This is a genomic window from Shewanella sp. (genome assembly GCF_047975355.1).
Taxonomy (GTDB): Bacteria; Pseudomonadota; Gammaproteobacteria; order Enterobacterales; family Shewanellaceae; genus Shewanella.
Map to the genome: position 1 here is coordinate 1 of NZ_JBKEDJ010000013.1, position 24,781 is coordinate 24,781.

Here is a 24,781-nt window from a genome sequence, read left to right on the forward strand (position 1 = left end):
CCCCAAAAACTGAGAAACATGAAATGATGGCTGGGGTACTAGGATTCGAACCTAGGTATGCCGGGATCAAAACCCGGTGCCTTACCGCTTGGCGATACCCCATCACTAACTTGTTTCATACATCCGCTAACGCCGATGTTTAAAATAATGGTACGGGAAGAGAGACTTGAACTCTCACACCTTTCGGCACCAGAACCTAAATCTGGCGTGTCTACCAATTTCACCATTCCCGCACTGCTTCAAGTTGACATCCTGAATTGATGCTAGCAAACGCTAGGATAACGAAATGGTAGCAATGGCGGGACTTGAACCTGCGACCCCAGCATTATGAGTGCTGTGCTCTAACCAGCTGAGCTACATTGCCACTTCGTTATTGCGCGCCCCTCGTAGCGAGGAACGGGGCGTATTATGCTTATTCGAGGTATCGAGGTCAACAGCTTTTTTTCGCTATTTTCCTTGAGGCAAACCGTTCGGCTATTACTTCACCAAACTGAGCAACAGATGCGCTAAATCGACCTCTGTTGCCCGTATTTTGCCTTACTTTCTAAAGCTTAGCCCTTTATCAAACCCGTTATACGTTAAACAGGAAGTGCATTACATCGCCGTCTTGAACAATGTATGTCTTGCCTTCTACACGTAACTTACCCGCTTCTTTGGCGCCTGCTTCACCTTTATAGGCAATAAAGTCATCAAATGCCATAACTTGAGCACGAATAAAGCCACGTTCGAAGTCGGTGTGGATCACGCCCGCAGCCTGTGGCGCGGTTGCACCCACAGAGACAGTCCAAGCGCGCACTTCTTTTACACCCGCAGTGAAGTAAGTTTGCAGGTTTAGTAACTGATAACCAGCGCGAATAACGCGATCTAAGCCTGGCTCTTCTAAACCTAAGTCAGCCATAAACTCATCACGCTCTTCGGCTTCCATTTCGGCCAGTTCTGATTCAATCGCCGCACACACTGACACCACAATGGCATTTTCCTTTTCAGCAATGGCACGCACTGCATCTAAGTGTGGGTTGTTTTCGAAACCATCTTCAGCCACGTTAGCGATGTACATGGTTGGCTTTAAGGTTAAGAAGTTTAAGTAAGCAACCGCTTCTAATTCTTCCTTAGACAGCTCCATAGAACGCAGCATATGGCCTTCATCGAGGATGGGACGCATCTTCTCGAGTACATCCACTTCAAATTTAGCGTCTTTATCGCCGCCCTTAGCACGTTTTTGTTGGCGGATCACCGCACGCTCTAAGCTGTCTAAGTCGGCTAATGCCAATTCAGTATTGATAACTTCGATATCGCGCGCAGGGTCAACACGGTTAGCCACGTGGACAATGTTGTCATCTTCAAAGCAGCGCACCACGTGACCGATAGCATCGGTTTCGCGGATATTGGCAAGGAACTTGTTACCTAAACCTTCACCTTTAGACGCGCCCGCCACTAGACCAGCAATATCCACGAATTCCATGGTGGTTGGCAGTACACGTTGCGGATTTACAATTGCCGCCAACGCGTCTAAGCGTGGATCCGGCACAGGTACTACGCCAGTGTTTGGCTCGATGGTACAAAACGGGAAGTTTGCCGCTTCGATGCCAGCCTTAGTTAACGCATTAAAAAGCGTTGATTTACCTACGTTAGGAAGACCAACAATGCCGCATTTAAAACCCATATTCTTACCTTTCTCTCGATGATAGGCTGGCGAGTCACACTCACCAGCAAGTTTATAGTCACCCTGCCCTTAGGCAGTACATTGATTAATTCTATTGTCCTTGTGTTCGCCGTCCTTTCTCAGGCCGCGAGCACAGGGCTTACTCCGCTTTAAAGGAGTGTAAGCGAGTCATGGCTTTCACCATGTCCTCTTTAAATAGCACTTCAGTGGAACGGACGGCTTCATCTACAGCGGCGTTGATCAGCTCTTGTTCTTTGGCTGGCGCCTTACCCAGTACGTAACCACTTACTTTATTCTTATCGCCAGGATGGCCAATCCCAATCCGTAAACGGTAGAAGTTTTTATCATTCGCCAGTTTAGCAATAATGTCTTTTAAACCGTTATGGCCACCATGACCGCCACCGAGTTTAAATTTAGCCACACCTGGCGGCATATCCAACTCATCGTGGGCCACCAAAATTTCTTCAGGAGTAATACGGAAGAAATTCGCTAAGGCCCCCACGGCTTTGCCGCTTAAGTTCATATAGGTAGTTGGGATCAGCAAACGCACATCTTTGCCATGCAATACAGCTCTGGCGGTGAGGCCAAAATACTTGCTATCCGGCACTAAGCTGACGCCACAGATGCGGGCCAATTCTTCCACATACCAAGCGCCCGCATTATGGCGAGTCTGCGCATATTCGGCGCCCGGATTGGCAAGACCTACGATTAATTTAATTTCGCTCATGACACTCACTAATGGCACTCAATACTGCGTTAATTGGTCGCTGGCAAAGCGCACAGGGACGACCATCTTGAGTTAATAATGCCGCTTATGCTCGTTAAAAACGCGGCATTTTAGCACTCAATGCGTAAGTCAACAAATGCCGAGTGAGTCAGCACTCACGATGTGGCCTAATTGAGCCCCATCGCATACTTCAGCACGGTTCGCTTGATGGGAGAATTAATATTGGCCAGTTTTAACGCGCCGTTACGCAGTAATTTAAGTGGCAGAATGTCATTACTAAAGCCTGCGTAAAACACATCCATGGTCGTCATCATCAGTTGATTATCGCGATAACGTTCAGCTTGATAGGCTTTTAATACCTCTGTTGACCACCAAGGTTTATCCTCGGTTAATGCAGTCTTGATGACCGCCAGTAAGGCTTCGACATCTTTAAAGCCGAGGTTAACCCCTTGGCCGGCCAACGGATTAATGGTATGCGCCGCATCCCCTAAGATCACCACATTCGGCTTAAAATAGGTTTTCGCATGGCGGCGGGTGAGCGCGAAACTGCCCTTAGCTTCGACGGTAAAGTCACTGTCCAAACGAGCGGGAAAATGCTGGCGGATTTGATCGGCAAGCTGCTTATGATTCAACTGCATTAACTGTTTAATCCGATTGGCATCGTCATACCAAACCAAAGAAGCATGATTGCCGGGCAAAGGTAACAAAGAACGCGGCCCCTTAGGGGTAAATTGCTGCCAGGTGACATCTTGCTGGCCTTGGGCGGTTTGGATATTGATCAGCATTGCCGATTGAGCATAGTCCCACCCCGAAATACCAATCCCCGCCCATTGGCGTACCTGCGAGTTCGCACCATCGGCCCCAATAAGTAGTTTTGCCTCAAGGATAAGCCCTGATTGTAAGTGCACGCTAACACCGTCAGCGATACGGACAAATGTCGCCACTCGCTCAGGGCAAAACAATTTAATCGCATCCCATTGCTGCATTTGCTCCCACAGGGCAAGTTGCACCAAACGGTTTTCAACAATATGTCCTAAATGACTCGCGTCAATTTGTGAACTATGGAATTGAGTAATGCAGCCATCAAGCTCCCAGGTTTCTAACCCCAGATAAGGCACATTACGCATCTTAAGCAGACTCTTTAGCGCGCCTAATTGTTCGAGTAATTGTTCAGAGGCCACACTGATAGCCGATACACGCACATCTAATACCTGCTCGGGGGAATAAGCTTCGGGGGCGAATGATTCAATCACGGCCACCTGCAATCCTTGCTTCGCCAGCCCTATGGCCGTCGCCGCTCCCACCATGCCGCCACCGACTAAAATCACATCAAATACTTGAGTGTCTGAGGTTGTCTTTGCTGGCTGCTGTGTTTGGCTCATCACTTGGCTCATCTTAGTTACCACTCTTTACTATTCTTTCCATTTATCTGGCGCACTTTATCTCGGCTAAAGCACATCATTCTTATCACTGACATTGTTAAAAGCATGTCAATTTTTGCTCAAAGGTGAGCAAATGTTGCTAGAGGGGCATTTGCTCACAGTTGCTTACAAAGGCGAGTTTCCCAAGCCCCTAAACCCGTTACACTCTAAGACATCCCGCGGGAATTTAAGGCTGTCAGCGGGGTTAAACCGATTAGCCTCTCACTTAGCGAGCCCTAGCCGTTCGGGACGAGTTACCAGTGAATCCACCTTAAATTGTTAGTGAGGATGTCATGAAAACACTCATCCACTTGCAGATAGCCAGTAGTCTACTTATTTGCAGCGCGATCCCATTTAGTTATGCCTTGGCCGCAACACCAACGATGGAAACTATCACCGTCAGTTACCGCGATCCCGTCGATTATGCCCTATATATACATACCACGGAAATGTTGAGCGTATTTCGACTCGAAATCCGTGAAGACATTAGCATTCAAGCCCGTAATAGCTTATTAGAAATGGCAAATGCCGCCCAATTTAACCAACCATCGCTCGCGCAAAATCAGCCAACCGAGATAAACCTAGCTTCTTTGTGGGTATCACAATCTCAGGGCGTTAGCGAGTAAAAATGTGGACAAAGCTGGTCAGCAGCCATAACTGCGGGTAAAATGTCGCGCTATTTTGACTGGGCGGTCTGTTGGCCTTTTTACAGGACAACGACGGCTCGGGACTCTTTTTACAGGGCAGCGTAGGGCAACACAACTGATGAGCAAAAAACTCCATATTAAAACTTGGGGCTGTCAAATGAATGAGTACGACTCATCCAAGATGGCGGATCTTTTAGGCGAATACCAAGGTTACACCTTAACTGAAGAAGCAGAAGAAGCAGACATTCTACTGCTAAACACTTGTTCTATCCGCGAAAAAGCGCAGGAAAAAGTGTTCCATCAGTTAGGTCGTTGGAAGACCCTCAAAGATAAAAATCCCGATCTGATTATTGGGGTTGGTGGTTGTGTTGCATCGCAGGAAGGAAAAGCGATCAAAGACCGCGCTCAATGTGTCGACATTATCTTTGGCCCACAGACATTGCACCGTCTGCCAGACATGATCGACCAAGTGCGTCGTGGCGAAAAGGCCGTGATCGACGTGAGCTTCCCTGAAATCGAGAAATTTGACCGTCTACCAGAACCGCGCGCCGAAGGCCCAACGGCGTTTGTCTCTATCATGGAAGGTTGCAGCAAGTACTGTTCATTCTGCGTGGTACCTTATACCCGTGGTGAAGAAGTCAGCCGTCCATCGGACGATGTCATCCTCGAGATTGCCCAACTGGCAGAACAAGGTGTGCGCGAAGTAAACCTGCTCGGTCAAAACGTTAACGCTTACCGTGGCGCAACCCACGATGGCGGGATCTGTACCTTTGCCGAGCTATTACGCTACGTTGCGGCTATCGATGGTATCGACCGTATCCGCTTCACTACCAGTCATCCGATTGAATTCACGCAGGACATCATCGACGTTTACGAAGATACCCCTGAATTAGTCAGCTTCCTGCACTTACCTGTGCAATCAGGTTCTGACCGCATTCTGACGGCAATGAAGCGTGGCCATATGGCGATTGAGTACAAGTCAATCATTCGCCGTTTACGCAAAGCCCGTCCTGATATCCAAATCAGTTCCGACTTTATTATTGGCTTCCCAGGCGAAACCAAAGAAGACTTCGCCGACACCATGAAGCTGATTGAAGATGTGGCATTTGACCACAGCTTTAGCTTTATCTATAGCGCGCGCCCTGGTACACCTGCGGCAGATTTACCTGATGACGTTGATATGGAAGAGAAAAAACAACGTCTGGCGATTCTGCAGGACCGTATCACTCAACAAGCCATGCGCTACAGCCGCCATATGATGGGCACTGTACAACGTATTCTGGTTGAAGGCCCATCGGTGAAAAACCCCATGGAGCTGCGCGGCCGCACCGAAAACAACCGTGTAGTGAACTTCGAAGGTCTACCAAAGCACATTGGTAGCTTTGTGGATGTTGAAATTGTCGACGTTTACACTAACTCACTGCGCGGTAAATTTATCCGCGGTGAAGATGAAATGGATCTGCGCCGCAACCTGCGCCCATCGGATATTCTGGCGAAACACAAACAGGATGACGATCTCGGTGTGACACAATTTAAACCTTAAGGGTTTAAAATTTAGCGAGTAGCACCTATATCAGGGCGACATGGTTAGTTAACCTCAGTGTCGCCCTTTTTGTTTTGTGTACTTTTGCCTTCTATAGAGCAGCAATTCAAAACCCTTGGGCTTAACGATTTTCCGTTAGCAATTATCCGCTATGGCTCGTAAACTGGGATTATCTTCTGATTAGAGACTGCGATAGCAAACAGGCATCGCACTTGACTTTTCACTCAGCACTTTGCTTGGTATTTGACAATAGGAGTACTATTTGTCCAGTAAATTAACCACAATGAATCTGTATCTCGAACCCGCAGAAACCCGCCGTTTGGCCTCACTGTGCGGTCCCTTCGATGACAATATCAAACAGATTGAGCGTCGCGTTGGCGTTGAGATAGTCCGTAAAAACAACCATTTTCAAATTACCGGACTGCCACGTAACTGTTTAAGTGCCAATAACTTACTTAAGCAGCTCTATATCGAAACCCAAACGGTCAAGGGCAGCACGCCGGACCTCGATCCTGAACAAGTGCATTTGGCAATCCAAGAAGCCATCGCCTTAGAGCAAGACGACAGCGGTGATGATAAAGCCTTATTTATCAAGACCCGCCGTGGCGTTATTAAACCGCGTAACCCCAACCAAAGTACCTATGTGGCCAACATTGTGCGCCATGATATTACCTTTGGTATTGGCCCAGCGGGAACGGGTAAAACCTATTTAGCGGTGGCCGCCGCCGTTGATGCATTAGAGCGTCAAGAGGTGCGCCGTATTCTGCTCACCCGCCCTGCGGTTGAAGCAGGGGAAAAACTCGGCTTCTTACCCGGCGATTTAAGCCAGAAAGTCGACCCTTACCTGCGCCCACTTTATGATGCCTTGTTCGAAATGCTTGGCTTTGAGAAGGTGGAACGCTTAATCGAGAAAAACGTCATCGAAGTGGCGCCACTCGCCTATATGCGCGGTCGCACCCTAAACGATGCCTTTATTATTCTCGATGAGAGCCAAAACACCACGGTCGAACAGATGAAGATGTTCTTAACCCGTATTGGCTTTAACTCACGCGCGGTGATCACGGGCGACATCACCCAGACAGACTTACCCAAACATGTTAAGTCGGGTCTGCGCCACGCCATTGAAGTCCTGAGCCAAGTAGAGGAAATCAGTTTTAACTTCTTCGTGTCTCAAGACGTAGTGCGTCACCCTGTGGTTGCTCGGATTGTCGAAGCCTATGATGCTTACGATCGTAAAGAGCAAGCATTAAAGGCCGAAAAAGAGCGCCGCGACTATCAACAAGCGCACCCACAAACGCAACCGGAAGTTTTAAAGCATGAGTCTTGATTTAGCCTTAGATGTGCAATACGCCACAGCGAGTGACTATCTGCCAAGTGAAGAGCAGTTTGCCCTCTGGGTAAAAACCGCCATTGGTAACAGCATGGAACAGGCGGAGCTGACAATCCGCATCGTCGATGCCCGTGAAAGCCAAATGCTAAACAGCACCTACAGAGGGAAAGACAAACCGACCAATGTGTTGTCGTTTCCCTTTGAAGCACCGCCAGAAATTGAACTTCCACTGCTTGGAGATCTTGTCATTTGTGCCGCAGTCGTTGAAAATGAAGCGCGTGAACAAGATAAAACCCTAGAAGCCCATTGGGCACACATGGTTGTACATGGTTGCCTGCATCTGCTAGGTTATGATCACATTGAAGACGAAGAAGCCGAAGAGATGGAGTCGTTAGAGACTCAACTCATTGAAAGCTTAGGTTTTACTGACCCATATAAGGAACAATAATTAACCGCGGTGCCAAGCATCAAGGTTAATGAGAAAACTATGAGTGACGATATCCCCCCGAGTACGAGCGCCCAAAAGAAAGGCTGGTTTGACAGAGTAAGTCAGTTATTTCAGGGCGAACCTCAAAATCGCGAAGACTTAGTCGATGTGATTGATGGCGCAGAGCAGCGCGAGTTAATCACCGAAGACACCCGCGAAATGATCAAAGGTGTATTAGAAGTTTCTGATATGCGTGTTCGGGATATTATGATCCCACGAGCTCAAATTGTCGCGATTCAAATCGACAATACCGTCGAAGAATTGCTCGCAACTGTTATCGGTTCAGGCCATTCTCGCTTCCCTGTGGTGAACGAAGATAAGGACCATATCGAAGGCATTTTACTTGCTAAAGATTTGATCCCTTATGGTTTCTCAAACAGTGAAGAACCCTTCTCCCTTGAGCGCGTGATCCGACCTGCCGTCGTTGTGCCTGAGAGCAAACGCGTCGATGTGTTACTCAAAGAATTCCGCTCCCAGCGTTACCATATGGCGATTGTCGTCGACGAATACGGCGGAGTATCGGGTCTGGTGACCATTGAAGATATTCTCGAAGAAATCGTCGGTGAGATCGAAGACGAATTCGACCACGATAGCCCTGAAGACACTGAGATCCGCAAAGTCGGTAACACTGTCTACATGGTGAAAGCGTTGACGCCTATCGAGGATTTTAACGAAGAATTTAATACTCACTTCAGCGATGAAGAGTTTGATACCGTCGGTGGTTTAGTGTCCCATGCCTTTGGTCATCTACCAGAGCGTAATGAGAGCATTATGATCGAAGGAATTGAATTTAAAGTCATCAATGCCGATACCAGACGCTTAATCCAACTCAGAGTTAAACTCCCCGACCCCAATGTCGGTGAAGACGTAGAATAACCCTCTACGTAAGAATAACGCTCAGTGTAAGAAGAATTATCCGTGCTAACTAACATTCGGGCTTTTGCCCAACAAAAGTCCCGACTGAGCGTGTTACGGCTCGTGCTGGCGTTTATTTTAGGCGCCAGTACGGCGCTTTCCTTTGCCCCTTATTCCTTGTGGATTATCTATCCCGTCGCCATGGCCTTAGCCCTCTGGCAGAGTGAATCCTTAAGCCCTAAAGCCAGCTTCTTCCATTGGTTAAGCTTTGGTTTTGGCTGTTTTGCCGTTGGGATCAGTTGGGTGCATGTCAGTATGGACACCTTCGGTGGCCTCCCATTAGCCGCGTCAGTGGGGTTAATGGCGCTGTTAGCCCTCTATTTAGCCCTCTATCCGGCCTTAACGGGCCTCAGTTTAGCGTGGTTGACCCGCACTAATACACCCTCGTTATGGCGCAATCTATTACTCTTCCCCGCGCTTTGGGTCTTAACCGAATGGGCCAGAGGCTGGGTGATGACAGGGTTTCCTTGGATCTGGGCCGGTTACTCCCAAACCCAAGGTCCATTAAAGGAACTCGCGAGTATCATTGGCGCCTTGGGACTCAGTTTCTTAATTGCGATGCTCGCGGGCGCCTTAGCTCTGTGTTTTAGCAAGCGCTACAAAAGTCTGTTGATTTTACTGCCCATTATCGCAGCCGCGGCTTGGGTTGCCCCTAAGCTGTCGCAAATAAAGCCGACAGGCGAGTCGGTTAAAGTTGCACTCGTGCAGGGGAATATTCCCCAGAGTATGAAATGGGAACCCGAGGCCCTCTGGCCAACCCTATTGAAATACATGGATTTATCCCGTGAACACTTTGATGCAGACATTATCGTCTGGCCAGAAGCAGCAATCCCTGCGCCAGAATCCATGGTGCAAAACTTTTTGGATAATGCTAACAAGGTTGCCAACCTTAACCACACTTCAATCATTACGGGGATTATTAGTCGTCAACAGGAAGAGTTTTATAACTCTTTGATTGTTTTAGGTAACCATAATCAGAAGCAGCAAGACACGCCGGATTATGAGAGTGATGGCAGCAACCAGTTTAAGAAACATCATCTGCTGCCTATCGGTGAGTTTGTGCCTTTTGAAGCGCTGCTGCGCCCGATTGCACCTTTCTTCAACCTGCCCATGTCCTCCTTTGCGCGGGGCGATTATCAACAGCCGAATTTGAACGCCGTAGGCCATAAAATAGCTCCGGCAATTTGTTATGAAATCGCCTTCCCAGAGCAGCTACGTGACAGTGTTAACCTCGGTACCGATCTGCTGCTAACCGTATCGAACGATGCGTGGTTTGGCACCTCAAATGGCCCCTTGCAGCATATGGAAATCGCCCAAATGCGCGCCATCGAATTGGGCCGTCCTCTAGTGCGCGCCACCAATAATGGCGTGACCGCCGTTGTCGATGAGCAGGGAAATATCACAGCTGCACTGCCGCAATTTGAAACGGGCGTGCTAAGCGCAACGATTCCACTGGTCACAGGCCAAACCTGGTTTGCAAAAATCGGTCAAACACCACTGCTACTGCTCTGTGGTGCGCTGCTGTTACTCGGTTTTATTCGTCGTAAAAAACAACAATAGAGTTTTAAATTGATTAATCGCAAACGCACTCAAGGTTTTACCTTGATAGAACTTGTGGTCGTTATCATAGTGCTGGGGATTTTAGCGGTTATTGCGGCGCCGAAATTTATCGGCTTAAGTAAAGAGGCGCGGGAGAAAAGCCTGCTGCAACTTCAAGCCAGCGTTAAAACCGCCAATACCTTAGCCTACTCCAAGACCCAAATGCCCAGCTTGCAGAGCCAAGCCGTTGTGGGCCGTGATGATATTGTTGATATCGATCTCGATGGTGATGGCGTGGCCGAAACCCGTCTCAAGTGGGGTTATTTAGATAATACCGATATCGGAAAATGGATAGCGAAAGACGATAAACTCGCCATTCAATATCAAGGCATTGATATTACTTACATCGGCTAGGACTTGAATGACAATACCTTAGTCGACGATGACCAGTGTTATTTCCGCTACACCCAAGCATCTGATGCCAATAAAGCGCCAATGTATGACCTTGCACTGCTGGGCTGTTAATCCCTTAAAGTCTATAAATTAGCTTAAGTAGGTGTTTCACGTTAGACTAACCGATTAGGCGTGGCCTTGCTCTACTGCCTCGTACTCACCACTCAAGGCAAATTAATGGCCCCCCTACGTATCCGTTACCAAACCCACGAATTTGGTATTGTAGACATTCATGTCCGCACCCTAAGAGATAACCAAGAATTTGAAGACATAAATGGTGAAGCTGAAAAGCTAGGTATTTCTTCGGCAACTTGGCCACTATTTGGCATTGTTTGGCCTTCTGGCCAAGTGCTCTCCCATCATATGCTTGACTACCAAATTGAAGATAAACGTATTCTCGAAGTTGGCTGCGGCATAGGACTCGCCAGTTTAGTGCTTAACCACCGGGAGGCAGATATCACAGCTACGGACTATCATCCTGAAACTGGCGGTTTTCTTGCGAAAAATGTGGCACTTAATCAGGGACGTCCAATCCCCTTCGTACGGACAGGTTGGGCTGATGAAGAATCTGAATTAGGCAAGTTCGATTTAATCATTGGCAGCGATCTGTTGTATGAACAAGAACACGCAGATCTTTTATCACTCTTCATCGACCAACATGCCAAACCCATTTGTGATGTGATTTTGGTTGATCCAGGTCGTGGAAACCATGCAAAATTTAGCAAGAAAATGGTGTTATTAGGCTTTAATCACTCACAACAAAAACCGATTCACACTGAGTTTTTATCCGAGCCCTTTAACGGCCAAATTCTAACCTATCGCCGTAATTGAGCACTATCGTGTGTCAATTCTCTGCATGTTTTGCCGCCCCAAATAAGCCGTTGATTGAGTTAGCACTGATAAAAAAAACCGGTGAAAGTCTAAAAAAGAAACGACGCTTAGCGTCGTTTTTTATGAGCGAAAAAGAAATGCCATTAAGGTGTTAATGCCTCGCGGGTAAACTCTTCATGGTCACATTCGGGGCAATCGGGGATAACCCCTGGGAACTCGATACTCATTTCATGACCACAATTAGTACACACCATTATCCCTTGACTGACGATATCACCGCTCTGGTAATAACCATGGTGTTTAAAGTCTTGAGCCAGCTCATGCCATTCCACTTGGCTGCGGTCGGTAATTTCGCTTAGCCAATGCCAAAGGGTATTTTCTAAGGTGATCACTGTTGGGCTGTGACTTAAGCTATCGGCATTTTGCTCACGCAAAAAACTGGCGATATCACGCTTTAAGAATTGCTCTACTAAGGCGAGCTCATCTTCCCCCGCTTGTTCTTTGAGGCGTAAAAACTCCTTACCTTGAGTGACAGACTTAAATAAATTCTTTGCAGTCAGCGAGTTATCTTCCGCAAATTGCGCTTTCACTTCGTTAATTAAGGCTTGATACAGTCCTAGTAGCGCACTACTTCTATCATTCATAACCAATACTCCTTCATAGAACCTTTTTAATGCATCGCTTCTAGTTTATTCTATGCAGATCTTATTCGCGTCGATATGGCGTTAGATCAAATAAATAGGCGGCACTGCCGGAAATAGCGTGATGCAAGAGCAATATAATCCCTCAGAAATTGAAGCCTTAGTGCAAAAGCACTGGCACGACAACAAAACCTTTGAAGTTACTGAAGATGCAAACAAAGAAAAGTTTTATTGCCTTTCGATGTTTCCATACCCTTCAGGTCGACTCCACATGGGACACGTTCGCAACTATACCATAGGCGATGTGGTTGCCCGCTTCCAGCGTCTTCAAGGCAAAAACGTGCTACAACCCATAGGTTGGGACTCTTTCGGTTTGCCTGCAGAAAACGCCGCAATCAACAACAAAACTGCTCCAGCACCATGGACTTATCAAAATATTGAGTACATGAAAAACCAGCTAAAATTACTGGGTTTTGGCTATGACTGGAGCCGTGAAATCGCCACTTGTACCCCAGAATACTACCGCTGGGAACAATGGTTCTTCACTAAACTGTACGAAAAAGGCTTAGTTTACAAGAAGACTGCTTCTGTTAACTGGTGCCCTAACGATGAAACCGTACTGGCAAACGAGCAGGTACAAGACGGTTGCTGCTGGCGTTGTGATACCCCTGTAGAACAAAAAGAAATTCCACAGTGGTTCATTAAAATCACCGCCTACGCTGAAGAACTGTTAAACGATATCGATACCTTAGACGGTTGGCCTGAGCAAGTTAAGACCATGCAGCGCAACTGGATTGGTCGCAGCGAAGGCGTTGAGATGACTTTTGGTGTTGCAGGTAGCGACAAGTCATTCGACATCTACACTACCCGTCCAGATACCCTGATGGGCGTAACCTATGTGGCGATTGCTGCAGGTCACCCATTAGCGGAATTAGCGGCTCAAACTAACCCTGAGCTAGCCCAATTTATTGAAGAGTGCAAAAACAGCACCACGTCAGAAGCCGATTTAGCCACCATGGAAAAACGTGGTGTCGCGACTGGCCTTTACGCTATTCACCCCATCTCTGGTAAACAAGTGCCTATTTGGGCGGCGAACTTTGTACTGATGAACTACGGCACCGGCGCGGTGATGTCAGTTCCAGGCCATGACCAACGCGATTACGAATTTGCGAAAAAGTACAATCTGCCAATCGAAGCGGTAATCAAGCCAGTTGACGGTGACTTAGACATCAGCGAAGCGGCTTACACCGAAAAAGGCATTCTGTTTAACTCTGGTGAGTTCGACGGTTTAGACTTTGACGGCGCCTTCAATGCCATCGCCGACAAGTTAGTCGCTGAAGGTAAAGGCAAACGCCAAGTAAACTACCGCCTACGCGACTGGGGCGTATCACGTCAACGTTACTGGGGCGCGCCAATTCCTATGGTAACCTTAGCCGACGGTACTGTTATTCCTACGCCTGAAGATCAACTGCCAGTTATTCTGCCAGAAGATGTGGTGATGGACGGTATCCAAAGCCCAATCAAGGCCGATAAAGAATGGGCGAAAACCCAAGTCAACGGCCAAGTCGCACTACGTGAAACCGATACCTTTGATACCTTTATGGAATCTTCTTGGTATTACGCCCGTTACTGCAGCCCACAAGCTGACCAAATGTTAGATCCAACCAAGGCGAACTACTGGTTACCCGTGGATCAGTACATTGGTGGTATCGAACATGCTTGTATGCACTTGTTATACTTCCGCTTCTTCCACAAGTTGCTGCGTGATGCGGGTCTAGTGAACTCGAACGAGCCAGCGAAACAACTGCTGACTCAAGGCATGGTATTAGCCGATGCCTTCTACTACACCAACGACAAAGGTGCCCGTGTATGGGTGTCTCCGCTTGATGTAGTGACTACCGAAAAAGACGACAAAGGCCGAGTTACTAAGGCCATCGATAAAGACGGTAACGAACTGGTTTACACCGGTATGTGCAAGATGTCTAAGTCGAAAAACAACGGTATCGACCCACAGGTGATGGTTGAGAAATATGGTGCCGACACTGTGCGTCTGTTTATGATGTTCGCATCACCACCAGAATTAACTCTGGAATGGCAAGAGTCTGGCGTTGAAGGGGCACACCGCTTTATCAAACGTCTGTGGAAACTGGCAAGCGAATATGTGGCGCAGGACAACAGCGAAACCTTAGACGTTAGCAAACTAAATGCCGACCAAAAAGCGCTGCGCCGTGAAGTACACAAGACCATCGCTAAGGTGACCGATGATATCGGCCGTCGTCAGATGTTCAACACTGCGGTTGCCGCCGTGATGGAACTGATGAACCACCTACAAAAAGCGCCACAAACCACAGGTCAAGACAGGGCCATCATCGGCGAAGCCTTAACTGCGGTGGTGCGTTTACTGTACCCAATCATTCCACACGTGAGCTTCACCCTGTGGAATGAGCTGGGCAACACCAACAGCATCGAAGACAGCCAATGGCCAGTTGTTGATGAATCAGCACTCGTTGAAGACAGCAAGCTCATCGTGGTGCAAGTGAACGGTAAAGTGCGCGCTAAGATCACAGTCGCCGCCGATGCCGACCAAGCGTCTGTTGAGGCTCTAGGTATGGCGGACGAGCAAGTCATCAAGTACTTAGATGGTGTTACCGTGCGTAAAATTATCTATGTACCCGGTAAACTGCTCAGCATCGTTGCGAACTAATGCTGGTCATCAGACAAACAGGAAACCGCGAAAACTTATGCTAATTAAACGCTTAGCTTTCGCAATCATGGCGCTGGTCATTATGACCAGCGCAGGTTGCGGTTTTAAGCTTCAACGTAGCTACCAAATCCCCGAGCAGCTCAATCAACTCAGTTTGAGCAGCTCGGACGAATACAGCGAACTCACCCGTTTGGTGCGTGAGCGGTTACGTTTGAACAACGTCAAGATTGTTGATGCCGCCAATGATGTACCAGTGTTGAGGCTCATCACCGACTCCTTAGAGCGTTCGACCCTGTCGCTTTACCCTACGGGCAATGTGGCCGAGTATGAGCTTATCTATTTCGTCGAGTTTGCCGTGGCCCTGCCGGGCAAAGAGGCACAGCCTTTCAAGATTGAAATTCGCCGCGATTACTTAGACGATCCTCGCACCGCACTGGCTAAAAGCCGTGAGATGGAACTGTTAGTCAAAGAAATGCGTATCCAGGCGGCCGACCGGATCCTGCAATCCATGGCCAGCACAGAGGTGAATTAATGCAGGGTCCAAATTAATGTGGAACTGCAATAAAATGTGGAGAGTGGTTTAAATGCGTGTTTATCCTGATCAACTCTCCCGCCATCTCAATCCGCTTCACGCTTGCTACCTGATTTTTGGTGATGATCCTTGGTTGCTCGAAACCTCCAAGGATCAGATCCGCCAAGCAGCCAAACGCCAAGGGTTTGAAGAGCGCGTTCAGTTAATTCAAGAAACGGGCTTTAACTGGGGTGACTTGACCCAAGAATGGCAATCCATGAGCCTGTTTTCTAGTCGGCGCATCATTGAGCTAACACTGCCCAACGCAAAACCCGGTGCAGATGGTTCGGCGGCGCTACAAGCATTGCTGCAAACGCCGAATCCCGATGTGCTGCTGATCCTCGAAGGCCCAAAACTCGCCAGCGAGCAAACCAATAGCAAGTGGTTCAAAACCTTGGATAGTTTAGGGATTTATTTGCCCTGCACTACGCCAGAGGGCGATCAATTCAGACGTTGGCTCGACTCACGCATTGCACACTTTAAGCTGAATTTACAGCCCGATGCGCGCGCTATGCTGTACACCCTCTACGAAGGGAATTTACTCGCCGCCGATCAGGCCATGCAGTTACTACAACTGTTAAGCCCAAGCCAGCCTATAAGTGCTGACGAGTTAAGTCATTACTTTGAAGATCAATCCCGCTTTACCGTGTTTCAGCTCACCGATGCACTGCTGAATAATCGCCAAGACAGTGCTCAGCATATGCTGGCCCAACTCAACGGTGAAGGCACGGCCATGCCGATTTTACTCTGGGCCTTATTCAAAGAGCTACAGTTACTGCTCAGCCTCAAGAGTGAACAGGCCCAAGGCGCGCCCTTAAATAGCCTCTTTGGTAAACATCGAATTTGGGATAAACGCAAACCCTTGTACCAAACCGCGTTGCAGCGCTTAAGCCTCACCCAAATCGAACATATGCTTGCCTTCGCTTCTAAATTGGAGCTGAACCTAAAACAATTAGGCCATGAAGATTGGACAGGGCTCAGCCACCTGTGCTTATTATTCGACCCCAAGGCCCACGGCCATTTGGCCCATATCAGCTTAGATTAAGGCACTGACTGAATGCGTATCGGTATTTTAGGCGGCACCTTCGACCCCATACATTACGGCCATATTCGCCCCGCGATGGAAGTCAAAGCCAGCCTCAAGCTGGATAAAATCCTGCTGATGCCTAACCATATTCCGCCCCATAAAAACACCACCCACTCGAGCACGGCGCAGCGGCTCGAAATGGTCGCGCAGGTATGTGCGAGCTTACCCAGCTTCGAGCTGTGTGATATCGAAGCTAAACGCCACAGCCCATCCTACACGGTTGTCACCCTTAAGCAGTTAAGTCGGCTTTATCCCGAGGACGAACTGTTTTTTATCATGGGGATGGATTCGTTTATTCACCTGCAAAGTTGGCACCAATGGCAGCAACTGTTTGAATTAGCCAATATTGTGGTATGTCAGCGCCCAGGTTGGCATTTAGCCGAAGGGCATCCAATGCAGCATGAGCTAAGTGCACGTCACGCAACGCTTGAAGCTTTAAGTCACTCAAGCGCGCCGCAACATGGACGCATCTTTACCGTCGATATCAGCCCACAGGATATTTCGTCCACCCAAATTCGCTCACAACTAGCCATGGGGGAAATTCCACAGGATGCCCTCCTGCCGGTCACTTTAAATTACATTCAAAAACAACGGCTTTATTTTTCTTAGGCCCAAAATCCAGCGCCAATAATACAAACTCGGCCGCTAAGCTAATGTATTCCCCCGCTTAAGACTGATATACTAGCGCGCTATTTAAAATGAATGAGGTACATCAGCGTGCAGAGCGCCGAATTAAAGCAGTTTGTTGTCGACAAAATCGACGATTTAAAAGCCCGTGACGTCGTAGTTATCGATGTCAGCAACCAATCTAACATCACCGACTACATGGTGATTTGTTCTGGTACATCTAAAACTCACGTTAAAGCGATCGCTGAAAACCTGGTTCTCGAAGCGAAAGCCGCCGGCATTCCACCTATCGGTATCGAAGGCCGCGACAGCAGCGAATGGGTATTGGTGGATATGGGCAACGTGATCCTGCATGTTATGCAAGACCAAACCCGCGATTTCTACCAGCTTGAAAAGCTCTGGTCAGAAAAGCAAGCCTAATGAAGTTGCAACTTATTGCAGTAGGGACACGGATGCCCGATTGGGTCACCCGCGGCTTTGAAGAGTACCAACGCCGCTTCCCCCGAGATATGGCGCTGGAACTTATCGAAATCCCTGCCGGCAAGCGCGGAAAAAACGCTGATATCGTTCGTATCCTACAAAAGGAAGGCGAGCAAATGTTAGCGGCTATCCCTAAGGGCAATCATATTGTCACCTTAGATCTTCCCGGCAAAAACTGGACTACGCCAGAATTGGCGAGTGCCATGAACAAGTGGCAACTCGATGGCCGAGATGTGAGCTTATTGGTCGGAGGCCCCGAAGGCTTAGCGCCCGCCTGTAAGGAAGCCGCCCATCAGAGTTGGTGCCTATCGGCATTAACCCTGCCCCATCCTCTGGTGCGGATCGTGGTTGCCGAAAGCTTATACCGCGCGTGGAGCGTGAATAACAATCACCCTTATCACAGAGAATAACGGGATCTTGATGTTAACGAGTGTCAACCACCCGGATGGGATCAGCTGGAGATAGCCTAAGTGTCGCCAAAAAAGCGGATAACCATGCACGACCACGCCGCCGAGGCGTCACTATTTAAGCGCCGTGCGCTGTTCACTTTTTTTTGTGTTGTCGCCCTCCTAAGCGTGTTGGTGACCAATCTTTATCACCTTCAGGTTGAATCCTATAAAGATTACGCAACACGTTCTAATGATAACCGTATTCGTGTCGTGCCGATTGCCCCCAGTCGTGGCCTGATTTACGACAGAAATGGCGTGCTACTCGCCGAAAACCAACCCTTTTATTCCCTCGATCTGGTACCTGAGAAAATTACCAATATGTCCGAAACCTTGGATGAATTGGGCAAGTTAATCGAGATCACCCCAGATGAACGTGAAAACTTTACCGAGGCATTAAAGTTTCATCGCCGCTTTAAGCCCCTCACCCTGAAAAATCAGCTGACCGAAGAGCAAGTCGCGATTTTTAGCGTGAACCAGCATCGCTTTCCGGGGATATCCGTTGAGGCAGGCTTAAAGCGCAACTATCCCTATGCGAGTCAGCTCACCCATGTGCTGGGTTATGTGGGCAAAATCAACACTCGCGACCGCGCCCAATTGGAGCGTAACGATCAGTGGAAGAATTATGCCGCAACTAAGGATATTGGTAAGCAAGGCATTGAAAAATTTTATGAATCTCTGCTGCACGGTACGCCGGGTCACCTCGAAGAAGAAGTGAACAACCGAGGCCGTACTATCCGCACTCTTAAAATCGTGCCACCGGAGCCGGGGCAAGATATTTATCTGACCCTTGATTTGCAATTACAGCAAAAGGCCGTGGAGTTACTCCAAGGTCATAAGGGCTCAATCGTTGCTATCGATCCACGGGACGGCGGTATCTTAGCGTTGGTCTCAAGCCCAAGTTACGACCCCAATCAATTCGTTCAAGGGATTAACAGTAAAGATTACAGCGATTTATTAAACGATAAATCCCGCCCGCTGATTAACCGCGCCACCCAAGGCCAATATGCACCGGCATCGACGGTCAAACCCATAATCGCCCTGCTGGGATTAGACGAAAAAGCCGTCACCGAACACACCCGCATTTGGGACCCTGGCTTTTGGCAAATCCCCGGTGTTGAGCGTAAATACCGCGACTGGAAACGTTGGGGCCATGGCTGGGTGAACGTCTACAGCGCCATCGTGGAATCCTGCGATACCTACTTCTATGAATTGGCTTATAAAATCGGTGTCGATCCTATCGCCCGCTTTATGGAGCAATTCGGCTTTGGCCAAAATACCGGTGTCGATATTTTCGAAGAGTCGGCGGGCAATATGCCGTCGAAGGAATGGAAGCGCTTAAAATACAACCAAGCTTGGTACATTGGTGACACCATTTCTGTCGGTATCGGCCAAGGTTACTGGACTGCCACGCCATTGCAATTGGCTAGCGCCACCGCCATTCTCGCCAATGATGGTCGCCGCTTCCCGCCACATTTGTTAAAGTCGATTAAGGATAATACGGCTAAAATTGACTCACCAATTAACGAGTTACCGCCGATTGAACTTAAGAACCCGCGCAACTGGAAAATCATCAACGAAGCCATGCGCCAAACGGCTCATAAGTCTCGCTTCACCGACGCCAGTTACACGGCTGCGATGAAAACCGGTACGGCGCAGGTCATTGGCGTGGCCGAAAACACTAAGTACGATGCCAATAAGATTGCCGAGCATTTCCGCGATAACGCCCTCGTGGTCGCCTACGCGCCCTTTGAAGAGCCTAAAATCGTCCTCGCTGTGGTAATGGAAAACGCCGGCTGGGGTGGCGCAAACGCAGGCCCAGTAGCCCGCGCCATGCTCGATGAATACATGCTAAGAGACACTTGGAAACCAACGCCATGAGTGCCCATCAACGTCAAAACATCTGGCAACGATTGCATATCGACTTGCCCTTACTGCTCGGCCTGTTTGCCGTCATGGGCTTTGGCCTGTTCGTTATCTACTCCGCCAGCGGTGAAGATCTTGGCATGATGGAGCGCCAACTGTTTAGGATGTTTTTATCCCTAGGCATTATGTTTACTATGGCGCAGATCAATCCCGAGGCGCTCAAACGCTGGGCCCTACCGATTTACCTTGCGGGGATTGTGCTACTGCTTGGGGTGCATTTTTTTGGGGAAATCAACAAAGGCGCACAGCGCTGGTTGAACTTAGGCTTTATGGAGTTTCAGCCTTCGGAGCTGATTAAGCTCGCCTTCCCCATTACTATGGCTTGGTATATCAGTAAGTTCCCTCTGCCACCGAAGAAACGCTACCTTGCGGGTGCTGCAGTGATCCTCTTAGTGCCGACGCTTTTAATTGCCAAACAACCTGACTTAGGCACCTCGATTTTGGTTGCCGCATCGGGCATTTTCGTACTTTTTTTATCGGGCATGAGCTGGGCAATTGTGGGCGGATTTATTGCCGCCGTATTAGCCTTCTTACCGATCCTCTGGTACTTCCTGATGCACGATTACCAAAGAACCCGCGTATTGACCCTACTCGATCCAGAGCAGGATCCCTTAGGTGCCGGTTACCATATTATCCAATCGAAAATTGCCATCGGCTCTGGTGGTCTCTGGGGTAAAGGTTGGCTCGATGGCACTCAATCCCAATTAGAATTTATCCCCGAACGTCACACCGACTTTATCTTTGCGGTGATCGGTGAAGAGTTTGGCCTGATAGGCAGCATTATCCTGCTCCTGATGTATCTGTACATCATCGGACGCGGCTTAGTCATCGCCTCTCGGGCGCAAACTAGCTTTGCCAGACTCCTTGCCGGCAGTATCACATTGACTTTCTTCGTTTATGTTTTTGTGAATATTGGTATGGTTTCAGGTATCCTGCCTGTAGTGGGTGTACCTTTACCCCTTGTCAGTTATGGTGGAACTTCCATGCTGACATTGATGACAGGGTTTGGCATTCTTATGAGCATTCATACCCATAGACGTTTTGTAGATAGATAATTTTTAGGGACTTCTTAATGCCTATTCTTCGAGCTTGTTTGGCTCCACTGGCAGTGCTTTGCCTCAGTTCATACCTCATTGGCTGCTCGACCGCGAACGAGCCCACAACAACGACACCGCCATCAAGCGCGGCCGTGACCACACAGGCGCCAACACCTGTATTGCCCGAGGCCTTAAAGGCAGAGTTTATAAAAACCCAAATGGCACAAGGCTTTACTCAAGCCGAAGTGGAAAATTTCTTGGCCAAAGCCAACTACAACCAGACGGTTATCGACGCGATTTCTCGCCCTTGGGAAGCCAAGCCTTGGCATCAGTATTATCCGATTTTCCTCACCGAGAAACGCCTCAATGCGGGCCTAGTCTTCTGGAAAAAACACGAGGCGACGATTGCCAAAGCTGCCACTAAGTACCAAGTCGAGCCACAAATTATTGTGGCCATTATTGGTATCGAAACCTTCTATGGCCAGTACACGGGTAATTATCCGGTAATCGATGCGCTCTATACCTTAGGGTTTTATTACGAGCCAAGAGCCACCTTCTTTCGCAAGGAATTTGGCGAGCTTATGAAGTTGGTAAAAGAAGAACACTTAGATATCAATAGCCTCAAGGGTTCCTACGCCGGCGCCATGGGCTTTGGCCAGTTTATTCCTTCAAGCTACCGCCACTATGCCGTGGATTTTGATGGCAGCGGTAACCGTGATTTACTCCAGAGTCCAGAGGACGCTATTGGCAGTGTCGCCAATTATTTCCATGAACACGGCTGGCAGTTACATGCACCCGTTGCGCTCCCTTTAGTGAATAGCAGTGCCAATGCACCTAAAGCCAAAGTGTGGGCCGGCGAGAAGTTGCAGTACAAGGTTTCTGATATTCTCTCCCCAAGTTTATCGCTGGCCACCGCCCGCGATTTGGATGCCTCGCAAAAAGCCATGCTCATCGAACTGGAACAAGTGGATAGCAAGGACTACTGGTTAGGACTCAATAACTTTTATGTGATCACCCGTTATAACCGTAGCCCTTTGTATTCCATGGCCGTTTATCAATTTAGCCAACAACTGAAGCAACAACATGACGCTAAAAAATAACCTTTTACCGCTCTTGATGCTCGGCTGCTGTTTTGCGCTCGCGGCCTGCTCGAGTTCTAATTCTGGCTCTGCCAGCGAGAAGAACAAGAACATGGATCCCAACAAGGGCCGCTACGCGCTAAAAAACGATAAGATGCCCATTAATCCACCCAATGTGGACCATGTGCCAAACGCGACCCCCAAATACGAGCCCTACAGCCGCCGCGGTAATAAACCTTACACGGTTTATGGTGAGTCCTATACAGTGTTAGATTCGGGCCAAGGCTTTTCCGAAACTGGCCGCGCCTCATGGTACGGCGAGAAATTCCACGGCTATGAGACATCAAATGGCGAGCCCTATGACATGTATGGCATGTCAGGTGCCCACAAGACCTTGCCTCTGCCAAGCTATGCTAGAGTCACTAACTTAGATAACAATAAGCAGGTCATTATTCGGATTAACGATCGCGGCCCTTTCCATTCGGATAGGATCTTAGACTTATCCTACGCCGCAGCTTATAAGCTGGGCATGTTAGGTACAGGTACCGCACGGATTAAGCTAGATGTGATCTATATTGGCACTCAGGCCGCGACACATTCGGCCATCGCCAGTATTCAATCCTCAGGCAATCACTACATACAATTGGTGGCCTCGAAAGATCAGCATAGGCTGAACAAAATGGCGAAGGATCTGGAGAAGAAATATCAGGTCAAGACCCGTGTACAACCGGCAAACAATATGTATAGACTACAGCTCGGTCCAATTGGCCAAACCGAACTGGCCGACCGATTACTCAATAAAGTGAAACAAGACGGTTACCCCGAAGGCTATATGGTTTTAGAGTAGTGACCGCTCACTATAAGATGTAGATTTAGCTTAAAAATACCCCAGATGAAGGAACCTTCACTGAAAACCTTTGTCGAAGGGTGGTATACTCGCGAAACTATTTTGCCTTTTCTTTCAATACAACCAAAAAGACGTGCTAAGTTAATGATGAATTTTGTAAAAAGTCCCATTAAAACATTGCTGCTAATTTCGAGTGTTTCTCTTCCTGTTTATGCTGCGCAGCCGATTGTTACCCCTGATGCACCTACAGTTGCCGCCAAGGCTTACGTCTTGATGGATTATTACTCGGGCCAAATCATTGCCGAAGAAAATGCCTATGAAAGCTTAAACCCAGCCAGCTTAACGAAGATGATGACCAGTTATGTGATTGGTCAAGAAATCAAAGCTGGTAACGTATCCCCAGATGATGATGTGACCATCAGTAAAAATGCGTGGTCGAAGAACTTCTCTGACTCATCAAAAATGTTCATCGAAGTGGGTAAAACCGTTAAGGTTTCCGACTTAAACCGCGGCATCATCATCCAGTCGGGTAACGATGCCTGTGTGGCCATGGCCGAACACATTGCTGGCACCGAAGGCGCCTTCGTCGACATGATGAACTCATGGGCCAAGCAGCTGGGCATGCGTGACAGCTACTTCGAAAACTCCCACGGTTTAGACTCTGAAAACCACAAATCCACTGCCTACGATATGGCGTTATTAGGTGCCGCACTAATCCGTGACGTGCCTGAAGAATACCGTGTCTACAGCGAAAAATATTATACCTTCAACGGTATCAAGCAATATAACCGCAACGGTCTGCTGTGGGATAACAGCATGAATGTCGACGGTATCAAAACCGGCCACACCTCTGGCGCGGGTTATAACTTAGTCGCATCTGCTACCAAAGACGGCATGCGTTTAATTTCAGTGGTAATGGGCACCCAGAGTGAGGCCGCCCGTAAAGCCGAAAGTAAAAAGCTGCTGACCTATGGTTTCCGTTTCTTCGAAACCGTAACGCCTTACAAGGCTGGCGACAGCTTCGTGACCCAACAAATTTGGTACGGCGATAAGAGCACTGTCGATTTAGGTGTAGCGACTGATACCCCAATCACCATCAGCCGTGGCCGCGCGAAAGACTTAAAAGCCAATTTCGAACTGACTAAGCCACTTGACGCACCACTGAAAAAAGGTGAAACCGTTGGCCGCTTATACTTCCAGTTAGATGGCAAAGATATTGCGCAATTCCCACTGGTTACCCTGCAAGAAGTCAACGAAGGCAGCTGGTTCAGCAAATTAGTTGATTACTTTAAGCAACTGTTTTCTGGTTGGTTTAGCTAATCCGAATCACAAAAACTAAGCCACCTTCGGGTGGCTTAGTTGTTTTTGGGGGAGTATCGCCCTTGAATCGGGTATAATCGTCACCATATAGTTCCCATTAAAATGGTTATAGAGCACGACTATGTTAAACACGAAATTTGATGAACTCATGGAGTTCCCCTGCGCCTTCCCATTCAAAGTGGTTGGCGATGCCCACGAAGCCCTGACCGACAGAGTCGTTGCCGTAGTGCAAAGACACGCACCAGGTGATTATTCACCAACGGTTAAAGCCTCAAGCAAAGGTAGCTACTACTCAGTGACCATCCGCGTCACTGTGACCAGCAAAGATCACATCGAGACACTGTACACTGAGCTTGCCGGTATCGAAGGCGTACGCCGCGTACTATAAGTATTCCTCAAGGCCATGAAATGTGATCTGTCTTACATTTATGGCCAAGAGGCGTATAATAGCGCCACTCAA

23 protein-coding genes, 3 tRNA genes and 1 pseudogene are annotated in these 24,781 nt (G+C 48.4%); 20 read left to right on the forward strand and 7 right to left on the reverse strand.

Annotation, left to right across the window (positions count from 1 at the left end):
* Positions 1–27: 27 nt before the first annotated feature.
* The 6 genes from ACK5NH_RS05260 to ACK5NH_RS05285 all read right to left on the reverse strand — a co-directional run bounded on the left by ACK5NH_RS05260 (position 28) and on the right by ACK5NH_RS05285 (position 3,784).
* Positions 28–102 (reverse strand) — tRNA-Gln (locus tag ACK5NH_RS05260).
* Positions 103–148: 46 nt separating this feature from the next.
* A tRNA-Leu gene (locus tag ACK5NH_RS05265) sits at positions 149–233 on the reverse strand.
* Between the two features lie 54 nt (positions 234–287).
* Positions 288–364 (reverse strand) — tRNA-Met (locus ACK5NH_RS05270).
* 207 nt (positions 365–571) lie between these two features.
* Positions 572–1,663, reverse strand: a complete 1,092-nt coding sequence (gene ychF / locus ACK5NH_RS05275; RefSeq protein ID WP_416918110.1) for a redox-regulated ATPase YchF — start codon at positions 1,661–1,663, stop codon at positions 572–574.
* 139 nt (positions 1,664–1,802) lie between these two features.
* Positions 1,803–2,390 (reverse strand): aminoacyl-tRNA hydrolase, encoded by a 588-nt coding sequence (pth, locus tag ACK5NH_RS05280; RefSeq protein WP_011621799.1) that lies wholly within the window; start codon positions 2,388–2,390, stop codon positions 1,803–1,805.
* A gap of 167 nt (positions 2,391–2,557) precedes the next feature.
* Positions 2,558–3,784: an FAD-dependent monooxygenase gene (locus ACK5NH_RS05285; RefSeq protein WP_416918111.1), complete on the reverse strand. Its 1,227-nt coding sequence runs from the start codon at positions 3,782–3,784 to the stop codon at positions 2,558–2,560.
* 320 nt (positions 3,785–4,104) lie between these two features.
* On the opposite strand from ACK5NH_RS05285, the gene ACK5NH_RS05290 reads away from it, so the two are divergent.
* The 8 genes and pseudogenes from ACK5NH_RS05290 to ACK5NH_RS05325 all read left to right on the forward strand — a co-directional run bounded on the left by ACK5NH_RS05290 (position 4,105) and on the right by ACK5NH_RS05325 (position 11,556).
* The gene (locus ACK5NH_RS05290; RefSeq protein ID WP_416918112.1) at positions 4,105–4,437 is read left to right on the forward strand and encodes a hypothetical protein; all 333 of its coding nucleotides are present in this window, start codon (positions 4,105–4,107) and stop codon (positions 4,435–4,437) included.
* A gap of 139 nt (positions 4,438–4,576) precedes the next feature.
* Complete coding sequence (miaB, locus tag ACK5NH_RS05295; RefSeq protein ID WP_416918113.1) at positions 4,577–6,001, forward strand: tRNA (N6-isopentenyl adenosine(37)-C2)-methylthiotransferase MiaB; 1,425 nt, start codon at positions 4,577–4,579, stop codon at positions 5,999–6,001.
* Positions 6,002–6,263: 262 nt separating this feature from the next.
* Positions 6,264–7,328 carry a PhoH family protein gene (locus ACK5NH_RS05300; RefSeq protein ID WP_088210888.1) on the forward strand — a complete coding sequence of 355 codons (1,065 nt, stop codon included), beginning with the start codon at positions 6,264–6,266 and terminating at the stop codon, positions 7,326–7,328.
* Positions 7,318–7,779 (forward strand): rRNA maturation RNase YbeY, encoded by a 462-nt coding sequence (ybeY, locus tag ACK5NH_RS05305; protein ID WP_023268295.1) that lies wholly within the window; start codon positions 7,318–7,320, stop codon positions 7,777–7,779. Before ACK5NH_RS05300 ends, ybeY begins: the two co-directional genes overlap by 11 nt.
* A 39-nt stretch (positions 7,780–7,818) precedes the next feature.
* Positions 7,819–8,694, forward strand: a complete 876-nt coding sequence (corC, locus tag ACK5NH_RS05310; RefSeq protein WP_011716122.1) for a CNNM family magnesium/cobalt transport protein CorC — start codon at positions 7,819–7,821, stop codon at positions 8,692–8,694.
* A 42-nt stretch (positions 8,695–8,736) separates the two neighbouring features.
* Positions 8,737–10,293 (forward strand): apolipoprotein N-acyltransferase, encoded by a 1,557-nt coding sequence (gene lnt, locus ACK5NH_RS05315; RefSeq protein ID WP_416918114.1) that lies wholly within the window; start codon positions 8,737–8,739, stop codon positions 10,291–10,293.
* Positions 10,294–10,302: 9 nt separating this feature from the next.
* Positions 10,303–10,797: pseudogene (locus tag ACK5NH_RS05320) on the forward strand (type II secretion system protein).
* Positions 10,798–10,902: 105 nt separating this feature from the next.
* Positions 10,903–11,556, forward strand: coding sequence for a class I SAM-dependent methyltransferase (locus tag ACK5NH_RS05325; RefSeq protein WP_416918115.1), 654 nt, complete (start codon positions 10,903–10,905; stop codon positions 11,554–11,556).
* Positions 11,557–11,699: 143 nt separating this feature from the next.
* Here ACK5NH_RS05325 and ACK5NH_RS05330 read toward each other — a convergent pair whose 3' ends face one another.
* A complete protein-coding gene (locus tag ACK5NH_RS05330) occupies positions 11,700–12,200 on the reverse strand; it encodes a zinc ribbon-containing protein (protein ID WP_416918116.1) in 501 nt (166 codons plus the stop codon).
* 121 nt (positions 12,201–12,321) lie between these two features.
* Between ACK5NH_RS05330 and leuS the strand changes: the two genes are divergently transcribed.
* From leuS to ybeD, 12 genes are all read left to right on the forward strand, one after another.
* Positions 12,322–14,901, forward strand: a complete 2,580-nt coding sequence (gene leuS / locus ACK5NH_RS05335) for a leucine--tRNA ligase (protein WP_416918117.1) — start codon at positions 12,322–12,324, stop codon at positions 14,899–14,901.
* Between the two features lie 37 nt (positions 14,902–14,938).
* Positions 14,939–15,433 carry an LPS assembly lipoprotein LptE gene (gene lptE / locus ACK5NH_RS05340; protein WP_011621788.1) on the forward strand — a complete coding sequence of 165 codons (495 nt, stop codon included), beginning with the start codon at positions 14,939–14,941 and terminating at the stop codon, positions 15,431–15,433.
* Between the two features lie 52 nt (positions 15,434–15,485).
* Positions 15,486–16,517 carry a DNA polymerase III subunit delta gene (holA, locus tag ACK5NH_RS05345; protein WP_416918118.1) on the forward strand — a complete coding sequence of 344 codons (1,032 nt, stop codon included), beginning with the start codon at positions 15,486–15,488 and terminating at the stop codon, positions 16,515–16,517.
* Between the two features lie 12 nt (positions 16,518–16,529).
* Positions 16,530–17,168: a nicotinate-nucleotide adenylyltransferase gene (nadD, locus tag ACK5NH_RS05350; RefSeq protein WP_416918119.1), complete on the forward strand. Its 639-nt coding sequence runs from the start codon at positions 16,530–16,532 to the stop codon at positions 17,166–17,168.
* A gap of 108 nt (positions 17,169–17,276) precedes the next feature.
* On the forward strand, positions 17,277–17,606 hold the full coding sequence (gene rsfS / locus ACK5NH_RS05355; protein WP_037430791.1) for a ribosome silencing factor: 330 nt from the start codon (positions 17,277–17,279) through the stop codon (positions 17,604–17,606).
* Positions 17,606–18,076, forward strand: coding sequence for a 23S rRNA (pseudouridine(1915)-N(3))-methyltransferase RlmH (rlmH, locus tag ACK5NH_RS05360; protein ID WP_416918120.1), 471 nt, complete (start codon positions 17,606–17,608; stop codon positions 18,074–18,076). Before rsfS ends, rlmH begins: the two co-directional genes overlap by 1 nt.
* A 60-nt stretch (positions 18,077–18,136) precedes the next feature.
* On the forward strand, positions 18,137–19,993 hold the full coding sequence (mrdA, locus tag ACK5NH_RS05365) for a penicillin-binding protein 2 (RefSeq protein ID WP_416918121.1): 1,857 nt from the start codon (positions 18,137–18,139) through the stop codon (positions 19,991–19,993).
* Complete coding sequence (rodA, locus tag ACK5NH_RS05370) at positions 19,990–21,093, forward strand: rod shape-determining protein RodA (RefSeq protein ID WP_011621782.1); 1,104 nt, start codon at positions 19,990–19,992, stop codon at positions 21,091–21,093. Before mrdA ends, rodA begins: the two co-directional genes overlap by 4 nt.
* A 17-nt stretch (positions 21,094–21,110) precedes the next feature.
* Positions 21,111–22,175, forward strand: coding sequence for a lytic murein transglycosylase B (gene mltB / locus ACK5NH_RS05375; protein ID WP_416918122.1), 1,065 nt, complete (start codon positions 21,111–21,113; stop codon positions 22,173–22,175).
* Entirely contained in the window at positions 22,159–23,001 is an 843-nt protein-coding gene (locus ACK5NH_RS05380) for a septal ring lytic transglycosylase RlpA family protein (protein WP_416918123.1), read from the forward strand. Before mltB ends, ACK5NH_RS05380 begins: the two co-directional genes overlap by 17 nt.
* A 144-nt stretch (positions 23,002–23,145) precedes the next feature.
* Positions 23,146–24,321, forward strand: a complete 1,176-nt coding sequence (locus tag ACK5NH_RS05385) for a serine hydrolase (RefSeq protein WP_011621779.1) — start codon at positions 23,146–23,148, stop codon at positions 24,319–24,321.
* Positions 24,322–24,442: 121 nt separating this feature from the next.
* Positions 24,443–24,709: a DUF493 family protein YbeD gene (ybeD, locus tag ACK5NH_RS05390; RefSeq protein WP_011621778.1), complete on the forward strand. Its 267-nt coding sequence runs from the start codon at positions 24,443–24,445 to the stop codon at positions 24,707–24,709.
* Positions 24,710–24,781 lie beyond the last annotated feature (72 nt).

Coding starts and splice junctions, on each gene's coding strand:
- ychF (WP_416918110.1), bottom strand. CDS start 1,663: ATGGGTTTTAAATGCGGCATTGTTGGTCTTCCTAACGTAGGTAAATCA.
- holA (WP_416918118.1), top strand. CDS start 15,486: ATGCGTGTTTATCCTGATCAACTCTCCCGCCATCTCAATCCGCTTCAC.
- ACK5NH_RS05385 (WP_011621779.1), top strand. CDS start 23,146: ATGATGAATTTTGTAAAAAGTCCCATTAAAACATTGCTGCTAATTTCG.
- pth (WP_011621799.1), bottom strand. CDS start 2,390: ATGAGCGAAATTAAATTAATCGTAGGTCTTGCCAATCCGGGCGCCGAA.
- ACK5NH_RS05380 (WP_416918123.1), top strand. CDS start 22,159: ATGACGCTAAAAAATAACCTTTTACCGCTCTTGATGCTCGGCTGCTGT.
- rlmH (WP_416918120.1), top strand. CDS start 17,606: ATGAAGTTGCAACTTATTGCAGTAGGGACACGGATGCCCGATTGGGTC.
- lptE (WP_011621788.1), top strand. CDS start 14,939: ATGCTAATTAAACGCTTAGCTTTCGCAATCATGGCGCTGGTCATTATG.
- corC (WP_011716122.1), top strand. CDS start 7,819: ATGAGTGACGATATCCCCCCGAGTACGAGCGCCCAAAAGAAAGGCTGG.
- ACK5NH_RS05290 (WP_416918112.1), top strand. CDS start 4,105: ATGAAAACACTCATCCACTTGCAGATAGCCAGTAGTCTACTTATTTGC.
- miaB (WP_416918113.1), top strand. CDS start 4,577: ATGAGCAAAAAACTCCATATTAAAACTTGGGGCTGTCAAATGAATGAG.
- ACK5NH_RS05285 (WP_416918111.1), bottom strand. CDS start 3,784: ATGAGCCAAGTGATGAGCCAAACACAGCAGCCAGCAAAGACAACCTCA.
- mltB (WP_416918122.1), top strand. CDS start 21,111: ATGCCTATTCTTCGAGCTTGTTTGGCTCCACTGGCAGTGCTTTGCCTC.
- ybeD (WP_011621778.1), top strand. CDS start 24,443: ATGTTAAACACGAAATTTGATGAACTCATGGAGTTCCCCTGCGCCTTC.
- ybeY (WP_023268295.1), top strand. CDS start 7,318: ATGAGTCTTGATTTAGCCTTAGATGTGCAATACGCCACAGCGAGTGAC.
- nadD (WP_416918119.1), top strand. CDS start 16,530: ATGCGTATCGGTATTTTAGGCGGCACCTTCGACCCCATACATTACGGC.
- leuS (WP_416918117.1), top strand. CDS start 12,322: ATGCAAGAGCAATATAATCCCTCAGAAATTGAAGCCTTAGTGCAAAAG.
- ACK5NH_RS05325 (WP_416918115.1), top strand. CDS start 10,903: ATGGCCCCCCTACGTATCCGTTACCAAACCCACGAATTTGGTATTGTA.
- rodA (WP_011621782.1), top strand. CDS start 19,990: ATGAGTGCCCATCAACGTCAAAACATCTGGCAACGATTGCATATCGAC.
- ACK5NH_RS05330 (WP_416918116.1), bottom strand. CDS start 12,200: ATGAATGATAGAAGTAGTGCGCTACTAGGACTGTATCAAGCCTTAATT.